Raw genomic sequence first — 13,384 nt, 5'->3', positions numbered from 1 at the left:
TCACACCGGCAGGCTCGCGCTCTCGCGCCACTCGGCGTCGAGGCGAGCGCCCGTCTCCGCCAGCGCCTCGAACACCATCTCGATGTCGTCCGTGGTCGTGCGGTGACTGCAGATAGACATCCGGAGCGCACGGTGCCCGTGGATGCTCGTCGTGGTGAGGAACGCGAGGCCGCTCTTGACGACCTCGTCGATGATGGCCTGATTGAGTTCGTCGAGGTACTCGTGGACGCGGTCGAGCGGGACGTCCGGCGGGTCGACCAGCGCCGTCTGGAGGTCCGCCGGGACGTAGCGGAACGAGTAGATGAACAGGTTCGGGTCCTGAACGGCGGCGAAGTCGTCGTGGTCGCGGACGAGCCCGTCGAGGTGGTGGGCGCAGTCGACGTTCTTGCGGAGGAGGTCGCGGTAGCCCGCGAGCCCGTAGTGCTTCAGGCTCATCCAGAGCTTCAGCGCGCGGAACTCGCGTGACATCTCCGGGCCGAACTCGTAGTAGTCGAACTCCTCGGGCGTCTCGCCGACCGACCCCCGGAGGTAGGCGGCGTCCATCGCGAACGTCTTCGCGAGGACCTGCTGGTCGCGGACCAGCACCGCGCCGCAGGCGTAGGGGATGAACAGCCACTTGTGCGGGTCGAGCGTCACCGAGTCGGCCCGCTCCATCCCGGCGTAACGCGGGGCGAGTTCGGGGACCATCGCGCCGACCGCCCCACACGCGCCGTCCGCGTGGAACCAGAGGTCGCGGGCGGCACAGACGTCGGCGATCTCGTCGAGCGGGTCGACCACGCTGACGTTGATAGAGCCGGCCTGCCCGATGACGCAGAACGGCTGGTCGCCGTTCGCTTCGTCCGCGTCGAGCATCGCTTCGAGGGCAGCCACGTCCATCGTGAAGTCGTCGTGGCTGGGGACGAGCCGGACGGCCTCGCGCCCGAGATTGAGCATGTCCGCGACTCGGACGATACTGGAGTGCCCCTCGTGGTCAGCCATGTAGAGCGTGTACCGGGGGTGGTCACCACCCTGCAACCCCGACCCGGTCGTCTCGTAGTCGGTCTGGTGGCGGAGCGCGGACAGGAGGGCCGTGAAGTTAGCCATCGTGCCGCCGCTCGTCAGCAGCCCCCCGGTGTCGGCCGGGTAGCCGATTGCCTCCGCGAGCCACCGGATACAGCGGCGTTCGATTTCCGTCGCGGAGGGACCAGGGTGCCAGCCCCCGGCGTTCATGTTCACCGCCGCCGCGATGGCACCGGCGAGCGGGCTGAGGGGTGTGCCCGACCCCATCACGAAGCCGAAGTAGCGTGGCGAGGGGTTGTGCGTCGCGTACGGGATGACACGCTCCTCGACGGCGTCGAGGATGGCCGACGGCTCCATCCCCGTCTCGGGTAGCGGCTCGTCGAACGCAGCGGCCACCTCCTCGGGCGTGGCCTGCACGTACACCGGGCGAGTGTCGATGCCGGCGTAGTAGTCGGCGAGCATGTCCACCGTCCGGTAGCCCAGTTGCCGGAAGGTGTCGGGGTTGAGGTCGGCCGGCGGAGGGTGACGGCTACTGCTCATCCGTACGCCTACGCCGCGTGAGGCGTTAACGGTTGCCAGTAACGAAATCGGGAATCGCCCTCAGACGCCGTCTAGACGTCCCAACCGTGCCGATTCGGGGCGTTCCGAGAGCAGATGACAAACCATGTACGAATCCGAACGTTAATGATAGTTCACCCAGTACGGTGGTGTACGGATGCACGCTGTACGCGCACACTGACCCCTTCTTTCTGACGTACAGCCACGCGAACGCCCGCAAAATCCAACAGATGAGCACATCCACACCCCAGACGACCCGACCCGGCCAACCGACACCCCGACCAGACCCCGACCGCTACCTCGTCAGCGACGAGGTGACGACTGCGAACGCGCCGCGCACGTTCGACACGGCGTGTACGCACCGCCTCCCGAACACCATCTCGAAGGAGAACCAGTCGACGCCGCGGTGAGAATCAGGCCACGTCGCGTTAATCCCGCGCCGCTATCTCGCCCTCGGGGAGCGCGTCGATGAGCACCGTCGCCTCGCCCTCGATGACACACTCCTCGTCCGAGTCGTACACCGCCGTCGAGAGCCGGTAGCGTGAGTCCCCGAGGTTCTCGACGATCTCACAGACCGCGGTGACGCGGTCGCCGAGGTCGACCGGACCGAGATACCGGAGGTCCTGCCCGAGGTAGATGGTGAGGCCGGGGAGCCGCGCGAGCGCCGAGGAGATGACGCCCGCGACGAGCGTCCCGTGGACGATCCGCCGTTTGAACCGAGTGTCGGCGGCGAACGACTCGTCGAGGTGAAGGCGGTTCGTGTCACCCGACGCGTGGGCGAACTCGCGGACGTCGCTGTCCGAGAGCGTCTTGCGGAACTTGACGCGGTCGCCGATACCCAGTTGCTCGACGCCCTCGCTCTCGAACTCCCAGTCGGGCGTCTCGTAGGCGGTGTCCGCTCGCCCGGCGAGCAGCTCCAGCGCGCCGGGACCCTGCAGGCCAGGGACGGCTTCCACGAGGTCCGAGGCGGTGATGATACCGACGAGATCGCCGCCATCGAGCACGGGAAGTCGGCGAAAGCTCCCCTCGACGAGCAGCGTCGCCGCGGCAGCCAGCGTGGTGTCCGGGCCGACGGTCACCGGGTCCTCCGTCATCACGTCGCTGACGTACGTGGCGCTGGGGTCGCCACCGCCTGCGACCAGGCGAGTGAGGTCGGATTCGGTGACGACACCGACGGGCGTCTTGCCGTCGACGACGACGAGCGAACCGATGCGGGCCTCCGAGAGTCGCTGGGCGACCGTTCGGACGGTCGCCTCCGGGGTGACGGTCGCCACGTCGGTCGTCATATAGTTGCGAACCGAGAGCGGGGCGGGCATAGACGAGCGAACGTGGTCGATACACAAGAGCGTACCGTGGAGTCACGCGGAGAGACGAGACGGAGAGAGACTGAAACGGCCGGAGCCCGTAACTGGCACATGCACAGTGTGCGACCCCGGCTCCCGTCGGCACTCGTCGACTGGTCGCTGTTGCTGGGGGTCGCTCTCGCGGTCGCGAGCGGCCTCGTGAGCCTCGTCTCCGGCTCGCCGGGCGACGCGTGGCTGTTCGTCCTCCACGGCGGCGCGGGGGTGTCGCTGGTGGCGTTTCTCGCGCTCAAGCTCTGGCGCGTCCGCCACCGCGTCCGAGCAGGGGTCCAGACGCGGTCGGGCACCGTCGCGCTCTCGGTCGGCCTCTCGCTGCTCGCCGTCGCCGCGCTCGCAACCGGCATCCTCTGGGTGCTCGGCACGTCGATTCCGGGGCCGTGGACGCTGCTGGTCGTCCACGGCGCGCTCGGCGTCGTGACGGCGGCCGTCCTCCTCGTCCACCTCCGCGACCGCCTCGCCATCCCCTCGCGCGCCACGCTGGGTGAACGACGGGCCGCCCTCTCGTGGCTGGGGCTCGTCACCCTCGGTGCGGCCGCCTACCGGGCGAACGACGCGCTCGGCACCGAACGGCGGTTTACCGGCTCGCGCGAGGCCGGTTCGGACGCGGGCAACCGCTTTCCCGTGACGATGTGGGTCGCGGACGACCCCGCCCCGGTCGACCCCGAGACGTGGTCGCTCACAGTGACTGGGCTCGTGGACCGCGACCTCGAACTCGCCTACGAGACGCTCGACACTGAGGCCGAGACCCGCGCGCTCCTCGACTGTACGAGCGGCTGGTACTCCGACCACGACTGGCAGGGACTCCGGGTGGGAGACCTGCTCGACGCGGCCGGCGTTCAGGAGGGAGCGCGGTGGGTCCAGTTCCGCTCGGTGACGGGTTACCGGTGGTCGCTCCCCATCGCGGAAGCCCGCGGCGCGCTGCTCGCCGCGCGCGTCGACGGCGACCGACTCACCCATGGCCACGGCTTTCCCCTCAGACTCGTCGCGCCCGAGCGCCGCGGCTTCCAGTGGGTGAAGTGGGTCGAGGAGGTTCGGGTGACGCGGCGGCGCGACCGCTCGGAGTGGATCGCGATTCACGTCTCTGGACTCGGCGAGTAGTCAGCCGAGCGCCACGAGCAGCGCGTCGAGGTCGCGCTCGTCCCCGATGCGGACGCCGTCGGCCGTGCGGTCGAGGTGAACCGCCTCCCATCCCGCCTCGCGTGCCCCCACCACGTCGGCCTCGTAGTCGTCACCGACCATCACGTATCCGTCCGCCGGTAGGCGGTCTTCCGCGAGGTCGAACACCGCCGAATCCGGTTTGTGCGCGCCAGCCTCGTAGGAGGCGACCGTCGCGTCGAACCGGTCGAGCAGGCCCTCGCGTTCGAGTTTCCCGAACTGCCACGCCGGAACGCCGTTCGTGAGGACGCCGAGCGGCCGGTCGTCGAGTCGGTCGAGCAGCGCGTGCATCCCGTCGGTGACCGCGACCATCTCGTACTCCAGTTCGCGGACGGTGTCGACGAACGCCGCCGGGTCGACCGACACACCGGTGCGGGTTGCGACGGCCCGCGCGCCCGCTCGATACGGCTCGGCATCGAGTGCGAGAAACGCCTCGTAGAACGCTTCGCTGTACGCTTCCACGAGGGCATCGTCGTGCTGGCCGACGTGCTCGTCGACTGCCTCGGCGAGCAGGTCGCCGTACTCGCGGGTGAACGAGCAGAGGGTGCCGTCGAGGTCGAAGTACACTGCGTGCATAGCGGACAGTCGGGAACCGCCCCCGAAAGGGTTCGGGAGGATGTCAATCGCTGTCGCGCTCGATGGGTTTGCCGTCCTCTGTCGGCGGCGCGACGTGGTCGACGTACGCCTCGACCGAGGGGTCCGTGACCGTCACGCGGACGTGAATGGTCCCGAGTTCACCCGGCTTGCCGACCGCGAAGTTGACCCGGCCCTCGAAGGCGGCCTGCTTCTTCAGGTCGAACGCGACGGTGTCGCCCTCCTGCCCGCTGAAGAACGCACCGCGAGCCGTATCGAGGATGGCCTGCTCGTGCAGGAGTTCGGAGAAGTGTTCGAGCCCGTGACTCCGCGCGAGCAGTTCGCCCTCCGAGCGAGAGAGTTCGGCCTCGGGAAACAGGTTGTGGATGGCGTCCTCGACGCGCTCGGTGACCTCGGTGTCCTTCACCGGCGCCGTGATCTGGACGTCGACGCTGTAGATCATTCGAGCACCTCCCGAACCTGCGTGCGGAACTCGTCGAGCGTGCCGTCGTTCTCGATGCGTACATCTGCGCGCTCCATCGCCTCACCCATGCCGAAGCCGAGTTCCCGCTCGTCGCGGTCCCGCAGCGTCTCCTCGGCGGTGTTGTCGCGCCCCCGCGTCTCGATGCGCTTGGCGCGCTCCTCGAACGGGGCCTCGATGGCGACGAGCGTGAAGTCGTCGCCGAACTCGTCGTAGAAGCGGTCGAGTTCGTCGCCCGAGCGGAGCCCGTCGACGAGGACCGTCTCCGAGTCGTCGAGCGCCGCGCGGATCATCGGGATGGAGCGCTCGGCGATGGCGAGCGGGCCGTCCTCCTCGCGGAGGGCCTGGGCGATCTCACCGTGGTGGTCCGCGGGGTCGAGGCCGCGCTTGCGACACTCCTCGCGGATGACGTCGCCCATCGTGACGACCGGGACGCCCTGCTCGCGGGCGACGGTCGCGAACTCGCCCTTGCCACTTCCCGGGAGACCGACGGTGCCGATGACGCGCATTCGAACGCCTTTAGCCGGGAATCGCGCTTAAGGGCTGTGACTCGTCGCCCCGAGCGACAGTCCCTTGCCCGCCGGTGTTGTATTCGACTCATGGCCCAACGCTCGTTTCTGGTCCGCGCGCTGTGGTTCGTGCTCGTCGGCTGGTGGCTCACGCCCGTCGTCGTCAACATCGCGTGGCTGCTGAACGCCACCATCATCCTCATCCCGCTCGGCATCAAGCTCATCAACCTCATCCCGACCGTCCTCTCGCTCGCGGAGCCGCAGGGACTCGATGCCCCGGACTCCGGCCGCGGGCAGACCAACCTCCTGCTACGCGCCGTCTACTTCGTGTTCGTCGGCTGGTGGTTGTCGTGGATCTGGGCGAACGTCGCCGCGTTCCTCGCGGTCACCATCATCGGCATCCCCGTGGCGTTCTGGATGTTCAACCGGCTGCCGTACGTCACCTCGCTCTACCGGTTCCACGGCTAGGTCCGCGCGCGGTCGAACGCCGGAACGTCCTCCGGGAACTCGGTCTTGTGCTGGTCGTAGTAGCGGGCGACGTAGCCGACGAACAGGAACTTCGTCGCCATCGACAGCGCCGTGAAGAGCGCACAGCGCGCGGCCTGCTTGCGGTAGGCGGCGTACACCGCGTACGCCGTGATGGGGCCGTTCGCGTAGTTGAGCAGGTCTATCGGGCGACGGCCCTCGCGGTGGTTGTAGTACATCCGCTCACCGAGCACCACGCGCGTCATCCACGCGTCGGCGTCCTCCGGCGGCGAGAACAGCACCGGGTTGACGACGGTGAACCCGAGGACGGCGGCCACGACCCTTGGACGCCGCGCGTAGATACCGTACATCAACACGGGGAGCGTGAGCACCCGCGACCAGCCGCTCAGGGGGTTCGCGTGGCGCTCCCAGACGGCGGTTTCGAGGCGCTCGCGGAGACTGGAGGGCTCGGTGTCGGCAGGGTCGGACATGGGATGCCGGGGCTTCGACTGCGGGGAGCGAAGGTCTGTCGGTGGTGGCGCGCATTCGGACGATTTTTTGCGGAGACGGGTGTAGCCGACTGTAGGGCACGTAGCTCAGCTAGGATAGAGCGTCGGACTTCTATCCGTCGTGGGGGCACCCGTGATGGGAAGACATCCGACGGTCGAGGGTTCGAATCCCTCCGTGCTCGCTTCTGCGAACGACAGTGAGCAGAGCGAGCCACGGGATTCGAACCAGGGAGGTCGCGCGCAGCGAAGCGAGCACGTCCGACCGTGGTGAGGATCCCTCCGTGCTCGGCGCTGCACTCCTCGCAGGGAGCTGTTCGCGTCGCGTCACTCACTCCCGACTCACTACGAGAACAGGCTGGCGAAGAAGAAGACGATGCCACTCGTCTTCGTCTCGGGGTCGGTGCCCGCCTCGACTTCCTCGCCATCCGGGATGCCGTCGCCATCCACGTCCGGATCCGTCGGGTCGAGGCCCAGTCGCTTCTCGCGGGCGTCACCGAGTCCATCGCCATCCGTGTCGCGGAGCGTCGGGTCGCTGCCGAAGTCGAGTTCCTCGGCGTCGCCGAGCCGGTCGCCGTCGGTGAACCGGTCGGCGGGGTCCGTCCCGAGTCGAGCCTCGTGCGGGTCAGTGAGGCCGTCGCTGTCCGAGTCCACAGCGCGAGGGTCACTACCGAGTGCGAACTCCCGGCCGTCGGGGAGCCCATCGCCGTCCGTGTCGAAGCGGGTGGGGTCGCTCCCGAACGCGAGTTCGCGGCCGTCGCGGAGGCCGTCGCTATCCGTGTCGCGAGCGAGGGGGTCCGTGCCGTGGTCGAGTTCCGCCCCATCGTCGAGCCCGTCGCCGTCCGTGTCGGCGTCGAGCGGGTCGGTGCCGAGGTCGACCTCCCGGCCATCTGAGAGACCGTCATCGTCCGTGTCGGCGTCGACCGGGTCGGTCGGGCCGTCGCGTTCGGTGGGGTCCCCGAGCCCGTCGGCGTCCGTGTCGTAATGGAAGGGGCTCGTTCCCAGTTCGCGTTCGGTCGCGTCGACGAGGCCGTCGGCGTCGCGGTCGTCGACGTCAGGCGGTGTGAAGACGAACGGGTCGTCCGGAACCGGAGGCGTGGCCGACCCGCGGACGTAGCGGTCGAGCCACGCCGAGCGGTCCGTCCCCGCGGCCGCCGACACCATCTCGGTGAAGTCGGCGTACGAGACGGGGCCGTCGTGGCGGTTCATCCGACGGAACACGTCCTGGAGGGTGGCGTCCCCGTCGCTGTCGGCGCGGATGCGGGCGTCGAGCGCCGCGAGCACGCGCCGGCCCTTGGTGTAGGGCGTCCGGTGGTCGGGCCACGTCGACTGGTCGGTGAGACGGGCGTCCGCGTGCGTGTCCGTGGCGACGTGGTCGTGGAACCTGTCGAAGCGGATGCGGCCCTGCTGGAGCGTGAGGAGCGCGGCGTAGTACTCGGCGCTCGCCTCGCTGAACCAGCCCATCTCGGGGGAGAGGTCGTGCGCCTGTCGGGTGTGGACGTACTCGTGGACCCACGTGTTGCCCGTGGCGTCGACCGGGACGTCGTCGCGGACCCACAGGTCCTGTACCCCAGCCGTGCGCTGCGGGAAGGTGACCCCACCACGGCGGATGGGGGCCGTGGTGACGAACACGTTCACCCGCGCGTCGGCGGCCCCGACGTCGAGGCCGGTTCGAGCGGCCGCGAGCGTCGAGAACACGCGCCGTCGGTCCGCGGCCGAGAGCGTCGCGGCCTCGGGGACGACCAGTCGGAGCTGCTGGCCGGCGTAGCGCTCGGTCGTTGCCTCGTGTGCCCCGAGGAAGACGATGCTGGCCCCGGCCGCCCCGCCGTCGGCGGCGAGGTCGGTCTCGATGCCGGGGTCGTCACCGAAGTAGCGATACGAGTACGGGAGGGTGAGCTTGCCCGCGGCGACGTACGTCCAGTCGGCCGCGTCGGCGGTGCCGAGCCCGTCGGCCGCGCTCGTATCGCCGCCCCCCTCGACGGACTCGGGCGCAGCGGGTGCGGTGTAGGTGATGGACGGGGTGTCGGTCCGGCCGTCCCAGACGAACCCGTCGTCACGCCGCGTGAACCCGTGGGTCGAGCGCGCTCGCAGGCCGTCGAACGGCGTGGAGAAACGGAACGACGAGACCGACTCCGGCAGCGAGGTGATCCGGACGGTCACCCGCACGCGGTCGGGCGCGTCGGCCGGGGCGACCGTGTACGACACCACGATAGACTGGTCGGCCGCCGCTTCGCTTCCGACTGCGGGGCCGACCGCGGCCGCGAGGAGACACACGACGAGTGCAACCCGCAGACTCCGCACATCCGGAGTTCCCGAGCGACCCCCTTAGCGATTCTGCCCGGTATAACCGGGGAAGGACGTATTCCTCTTTATTAGTGGGCATATGTATACTCGAAATCGGCTTAGGTTCGTTGTACGAAACCTTTATCCACCAAATCGCCCACGAATGGAGTGTAATGTCCGTCGAAGAAGCGAACGACCTCGGTTCCACGCGTCGCACACCGGCTCCCGCGCGGGTCGAGGGGACTCACCGGCAGAGTCCGAACACGAGCGAGAACCGGTGGGGAGGGTGACCACGGAACGGCCAACTCCCTCACTCTGACCGTGGTGGCTACTGGCGGTTCGGTCCGCCGTCCTTTCTCAGGTCGCTCTGCTCGAGCGGTCCTGTTTCTGTACACTGTGTCCTCGGACGGGTCCAGTCGGACTCGTACCTTGCCCGGCTGTCCCTCACCGGTGGCGACCGGTAGATTGCCGGTCGCGTCTCGTCGACGCTAGCGAGCGCTGGGCTCGCAGTACGCTGTGACTCGTTCCTTGGAGACGCTCGCGTCTCCCTACTCCTCGAACACGAACGTCCCGTCCCGCTGGACGACCTCGCCGTCCACCTCGATGACCGAGTCCTCGCTCATGTCCACGATCATGTCGACGTGGACGGCCGAGTCGTTCGACTCGTTCCCCGCGCCGACACAGGCGTCGTAGGCGCGGCCGACGGCCATGTGGACGGTGTCGCCCATCTTCTCGTCGAACAGCATGTTGTACGTGAACCGGTCGATGTCGCGGTTCATCCCGATGCCCAGCTCGCCGAGCCGGCGGGCACCATCGTCGGTCGTGAGGATGTCGTCGAGGACGGCCTCGTTCTTCTCGGCGCTCCAGTCGACGGCCTCGCCGCCCTCGAACTGCAGCCACGCACCCGTAATCTCGTGGCCGCGCTGGTAGACGGGCTTGTCGAACAGCACCTCGCCCTCCACCGAATCAGGAACGGGCGCGGTGAACACCTCGCCGCCCGGGAGGTTGTTCTCGCCGTAGTCGTTGAGCGTGAGGTTGCCCGCGACGCTCATCGTCACGTCCGTCGTCTCGCCCGACCGGATGCGGACCGCCTCAGCGGGGTCGAGGATCTCGACCATCTGCTGCTGGTGTTCCTTCACCGCGTCCCAGTCTTTGTTGACGGCGTCCCAGACGAAGTTCTCGTACCCCTCGGTGCTCATCTCCGCGATCTGGGCGTTGGCCGCGGCCGGATACTGCGTGAGACACCACGTCTTGCCCAGTCGCTCTTCGAGGAGCGGCTGGCGTGCCTGCGAGTACGCCGTTTGCACGTCGCCGTCGATGTCGCTCTCCTCGACGACGTTGTCGTCCGCGCGGATGGCGATGTAGCAGTCCATCTCCTCGAACAGCGCCATCTCGTGGCTCGGGAGGTCGAACTCGCCGTCGTGGTTTCGCAGGTAGGCGCGACGGAACCGCTTTCCAAGGCGTTGCTGGATGACGAGCGGGTTCGCGCCGACATCCGCGATCTTCTCGTGGAGGGCGGTCACGAGATCCTCGGCGACGGGGTGGGCGTCGATGACGACGTTGTCGCCGTCGCTCAATCCGGTGGAGTGGTCGACGATTACCTCGGCGTGTTCGCGGATGCGTGGGTCCATGCCTCCCCGTTGGGTGCCGTCGCCAAACCGGTTTCGACCGCCCCCACCGCGGCGTATTTCACGCCGGGCACGCAACCAGACGCATGCACGATTTCCGCTCGGACACCGTCACCCGCCCCTCCGACGCGATGCGCGAGGCGATGCGCGACGCCGACGTCGGCGACGACGTCTACGGCGAGGACCCGACCGTCAACGACCTCGAAGCACGCGCGGCCGACCTCGTCGGCACCGAGGCCGCCCTCTACGTCCCGACGGGGACGATGGGGAACCAGATCGCCGCCCGCACCCACACCGACCGCGGCCAGGAGGTGCTCGTCGAGCGCGAGAGCCACATCTACAAGTGGGAACTGGGCGGCCTCGCCCAGCACGCTGGCCTGCAGGCCCGCACCATCGACGGCGGCGACCGCGGTGTCGTGACCGCCGACCAGGTCCACGACGGCTACGTCGACGCAGACAGCCACCGCCCCGGCACCGGCCTGCTGTGTCTGGAGAACACGCACAACAGCAAGGGCGGGACGGCCATCTCGGCCGACGACATCGCGGCGGCGGCCGACGCCGCCCACGACCACGGTGTGCCCGTCCACCTCGACGGCGCCCGGCTGTTCAACGCGGCCGCCGCACTCGACGTGCCTGCCAGCGACCTCGTCGACCCCGTCGACTCGGTGATGTTCTGTCTCTCGAAGGGGCTCGGCGCCCCCGTCGGCTCGATGCTCGCCGGCTCCGAGCAGTTCATCGAGGACGCCCGACGGGTCCGCAAGCTGTTCGGCGGTGGGATGCGACAGGCCGGCGTCATCGCCGCACCCGGGCTGCTCGCACTCGAGAACCGGAGCCGGCTCCACGAGGACCACGCGAACGCCCGGCAGCTCGCCGAGGGGCTCGGTGCGTACGATGCCCTCACCGTCCCGGAGCCGGAGACGAACATCGTCATCGTCGAGACGCCCGACTCAGCAGAGGCGTTCGTCGAGGCACTCGAAGCCGAGGGCGTCCTCGCGTCGGTGTTCGGCCCGCAGCGCGTCCGCTTCTGTACGCACTGGGACGTGGACGGCGAGGCGGTAGAAGCGGCAGTCGACGCGGTCGGTCGCGTCGTCTAATCGCGGCGCCGACTGTCGCGCATCCCCTCGGAGAACGCGAGCAGTGTCCGCCGGAGCATCAGGTAGACCGCGAGCACGAACAGCAGGATGCCCGAGATGATCGCGACCAGCACCGGGTCGACCGAAGCCATACCGTCGCGTAGCCCGTGCGGGCTAAATGCGTTTCCCCTCGCGACACGCGGGGCACACAACACTCATGCCAATCGAATAGAAAGTCGGGAGTGATGAGTCTGCTGCCCTCCAAGCCTAATCTCACCACCGACGCCGAACCACGGGTGGTCGGCGTCGACAGCGAGGACGCCGACGCCCTGATGTCGGCGCTCTCGTCGGGGACGGCCCGGCGAATTCTTGCCGAACTCCACGACGAGCCCGCCCCGCCTGCCGAGCTCTCCCAGCGAGCCGACACGACACTCCAGAACACCCAGTACCACCTCTCGAACCTCGAGGAGGCAGGGGCGGTCGAGGTCATCGGCACCGCCTACTCCGAGAAGGGCCGCGAGATGGACGTGTACGCCCCAGCCGACCAGCCGCTCGTCATCTTCGCCGGACAGGAACAGCAAGCATCGGGCATCCGCGCGGCGCTGTCGCGGCTCCTGAGTGGCATCGGCGCACTGCTCGTCGGGAGTCTCGCCGTCCAGCAGGTGTTCGGGGACAGCCTCCTCGGCTTCAGTGGACTGGGCGCCAGCGGCGGCGGCGAGGGCGGTGGCTACGACGCGGGTAGCGGCGACGGCACTGCACCCACCGAGTCGACAGCCACCGAACCAGCGGCAGAGACGGCTGCTGGCGGGTCCGACGGCGGCGGGTCGGTCACCGCAACCGCGGAGCCGACGCCACAGCCCGACGATGACGCGGCGACCGCGACGAGCGACGGCCCCGGCGTCTTCTCCACCGGTGAGTCGACCGAGTCGGCCACCCAGACGGTCGCCGACACCGTCGCCGCGACCTCGGAACCCGCAACCCAGACGCCGAGCGCGGCGCCGACGCCCTCACCGGCCCCGGAGCCGACGGCGGCGGAGACCGTCCAGGCGGCGAGCGACGGCGGCATCGAGGTCGTGGGGTCGCTCCCGCCAGGGCTGCTGTTCTTCCTCGGCGGCCTGACGGTGCTCCTCGTGGGACTCGTGCTCACGACCCGTATGTAAAACGGCTGTTTGAGCTTACGGAGTCTACTTTTCAACAGCCGCACAAGAGTCGGGTGCTGACAGCCTTCGGCCCTCCGCCACCGAGGCTTCGGCCCTCCACCTTACCGTTCTATCTCGAACTGCTCGAAGACCGTGCCGTCCGGCTGGACGAGCCGGCCGGCGACGACCTTCGCACTCACCTCGAGTTCGGCGTGTGCCGGGCGGTACCACCGCGGGTCGGCGTGGCTCCCGGGGTTGAGCACGGGCACCGCGCCGGCCATCTGGAACGAGGGCCGGTGTGAGTGGCCGACGCAGACGAGGTCGGCGTTCGACTGCCGGCCGAACAGCGACACCGCGGTTTCGGTGTGTTCGTGTCCGTGTACCAGTGCGAGCCGAATCCCCCGGTGGTCGACGACGCGGGTATCGGCGAGCCGGTCGCGGACAGCCGGCGGGTCGTTGTTGCCGTAGACCCCGGCGAACTCGGTCGCCTCCTGCTCGAAGGCGTCGAGGACAGGCTCGGTCATGAAATCGCCGCAGTGACAGACCAGCTCGGCCTCGCGGACGGCCTCCAGCGTGCGGCCCTCGAGCCGGGGGCTCTCGGTGCCGTGCGTGTCGGAGACGACGACGAGCATGTGGCCGCTACGGAGCGACGAC

15 protein-coding genes and 1 tRNA gene are annotated in these 13,384 nt (G+C 68.8%); 6 read left to right on the top strand and 10 right to left on the bottom strand.

Annotation, left to right across the window (positions count from 1 at the left end; genetic code table 11):
* Positions 1–1,539: a pyridoxal phosphate-dependent decarboxylase family protein gene (locus tag NL126_RS07950; protein ID WP_255198387.1), complete on the bottom strand. Its 1,539-nt coding sequence runs from the start codon at positions 1,537–1,539 to the stop codon at positions 1–3.
* A gap of 248 nt (positions 1,540–1,787) precedes the next feature.
* Here NL126_RS07950 and NL126_RS07945 point away from each other — a divergent pair, with 248 nt between their 5' ends.
* The gene (locus NL126_RS07945) at positions 1,788–1,967 is read left to right on the top strand and encodes a hypothetical protein (RefSeq protein WP_255198386.1); all 180 of its coding nucleotides are present in this window, start codon (positions 1,788–1,790) and stop codon (positions 1,965–1,967) included.
* 18 nt (positions 1,968–1,985) lie between these two features.
* Here NL126_RS07945 and NL126_RS07940 read toward each other — a convergent pair whose 3' ends face one another.
* Complete coding sequence (locus tag NL126_RS07940) at positions 1,986–2,873, bottom strand: CBS domain-containing protein (protein WP_255198385.1); 888 nt, start codon at positions 2,871–2,873, stop codon at positions 1,986–1,988.
* A gap of 99 nt (positions 2,874–2,972) precedes the next feature.
* Here NL126_RS07940 and NL126_RS07935 point away from each other — a divergent pair, with 99 nt between their 5' ends.
* Entirely contained in the window at positions 2,973–4,016 is a 1,044-nt protein-coding gene (locus NL126_RS07935) for a molybdopterin-dependent oxidoreductase (RefSeq protein ID WP_255198384.1), read from the top strand.
* Here NL126_RS07935 and NL126_RS07930 read toward each other — a convergent pair whose 3' ends face one another.
* From NL126_RS07930 to NL126_RS07920, 3 genes are read right to left on the bottom strand one after another with little or no spacing between them, the layout of a single operon-like run.
* Positions 4,017–4,649 carry an HAD family hydrolase gene (locus NL126_RS07930; protein WP_255198383.1) on the bottom strand — a complete coding sequence of 211 codons (633 nt, stop codon included), beginning with the start codon at positions 4,647–4,649 and terminating at the stop codon, positions 4,017–4,019.
* A gap of 43 nt (positions 4,650–4,692) precedes the next feature.
* Complete coding sequence (locus NL126_RS07925) at positions 4,693–5,109, bottom strand: RNA-binding domain-containing protein (RefSeq protein WP_255198382.1); 417 nt, start codon at positions 5,107–5,109, stop codon at positions 4,693–4,695.
* Positions 5,106–5,636, bottom strand: a complete 531-nt coding sequence (locus NL126_RS07920; RefSeq protein WP_255198381.1) for an AAA family ATPase — start codon at positions 5,634–5,636, stop codon at positions 5,106–5,108. Before NL126_RS07920 ends, NL126_RS07925 begins: the two co-directional genes overlap by 4 nt.
* 90 nt (positions 5,637–5,726) lie before the next feature.
* On the opposite strand from NL126_RS07920, the gene NL126_RS07915 reads away from it, so the two are divergent.
* Positions 5,727–6,104 (top strand): YccF domain-containing protein, encoded by a 378-nt coding sequence (locus tag NL126_RS07915; RefSeq protein ID WP_255198380.1) that lies wholly within the window; start codon positions 5,727–5,729, stop codon positions 6,102–6,104.
* On the opposite strand, the gene NL126_RS07910 is transcribed toward NL126_RS07915, so the two are convergent.
* Positions 6,101–6,592, bottom strand: coding sequence for a DUF6653 family protein (locus tag NL126_RS07910; RefSeq protein ID WP_255198379.1), 492 nt, complete (start codon positions 6,590–6,592; stop codon positions 6,101–6,103). The two genes, NL126_RS07915 and NL126_RS07910, sit on opposite strands and share 4 nt — an antisense overlap.
* A gap of 94 nt (positions 6,593–6,686) precedes the next feature.
* Between NL126_RS07910 and NL126_RS07905 the strand changes: the two genes are divergently transcribed.
* Positions 6,687–6,792: transfer RNA gene (locus NL126_RS07905), tRNA-Arg, on the top strand.
* Positions 6,793–6,952: 160 nt separating this feature from the next.
* Here NL126_RS07905 and NL126_RS07900 read toward each other — a convergent pair.
* Both NL126_RS07900 and NL126_RS07895 read right to left on the bottom strand, forming a co-directional pair.
* Complete coding sequence (locus NL126_RS07900) at positions 6,953–8,908, bottom strand: M61 metallopeptidase family protein (protein WP_255198377.1); 1,956 nt, start codon at positions 8,906–8,908, stop codon at positions 6,953–6,955.
* 530 nt (positions 8,909–9,438) lie between these two features.
* The gene (locus NL126_RS07895; protein ID WP_255198376.1) at positions 9,439–10,521 is read right to left on the bottom strand and encodes an aminopeptidase; all 1,083 of its coding nucleotides are present in this window, start codon (positions 10,519–10,521) and stop codon (positions 9,439–9,441) included.
* Positions 10,522–10,604: 83 nt separating this feature from the next.
* Between NL126_RS07895 and NL126_RS07890 the strand changes: the two genes are divergently transcribed.
* Positions 10,605–11,612: a threonine aldolase family protein gene (locus tag NL126_RS07890; RefSeq protein ID WP_255198375.1), complete on the top strand. Its 1,008-nt coding sequence runs from the start codon at positions 10,605–10,607 to the stop codon at positions 11,610–11,612.
* On the opposite strand, the gene NL126_RS07885 is transcribed toward NL126_RS07890, so the two are convergent.
* Positions 11,609–11,743: a DUF7859 family protein gene (locus tag NL126_RS07885; RefSeq protein ID WP_255198374.1), complete on the bottom strand. Its 135-nt coding sequence runs from the start codon at positions 11,741–11,743 to the stop codon at positions 11,609–11,611. The two genes, NL126_RS07890 and NL126_RS07885, sit on opposite strands and share 4 nt — an antisense overlap.
* Before the next feature lie 93 nt (positions 11,744–11,836).
* On the opposite strand from NL126_RS07885, the gene NL126_RS07880 reads away from it, so the two are divergent.
* Positions 11,837–12,751: a helix-turn-helix domain-containing protein gene (locus NL126_RS07880; protein WP_255198373.1), complete on the top strand. Its 915-nt coding sequence runs from the start codon at positions 11,837–11,839 to the stop codon at positions 12,749–12,751.
* A 101-nt stretch (positions 12,752–12,852) separates the two neighbouring features.
* On the opposite strand, the gene NL126_RS07875 is transcribed toward NL126_RS07880, so the two are convergent.
* A complete protein-coding gene (locus tag NL126_RS07875; protein WP_255198372.1) occupies positions 12,853–13,362 on the bottom strand; it encodes a metallophosphoesterase in 510 nt (169 codons plus the stop codon).
* Between the last annotated feature and the right edge of the window lie 22 nt (positions 13,363–13,384).

Source organism: Halorarius litoreus (assembly GCF_024362405.1).
Lineage (GTDB): Archaea > Halobacteriota > Halobacteria > Halobacteriales > Haloarculaceae > Halorarius > Halorarius litoreus.
This window is presented reverse-complemented; position numbering and strand designations above follow the sequence as displayed.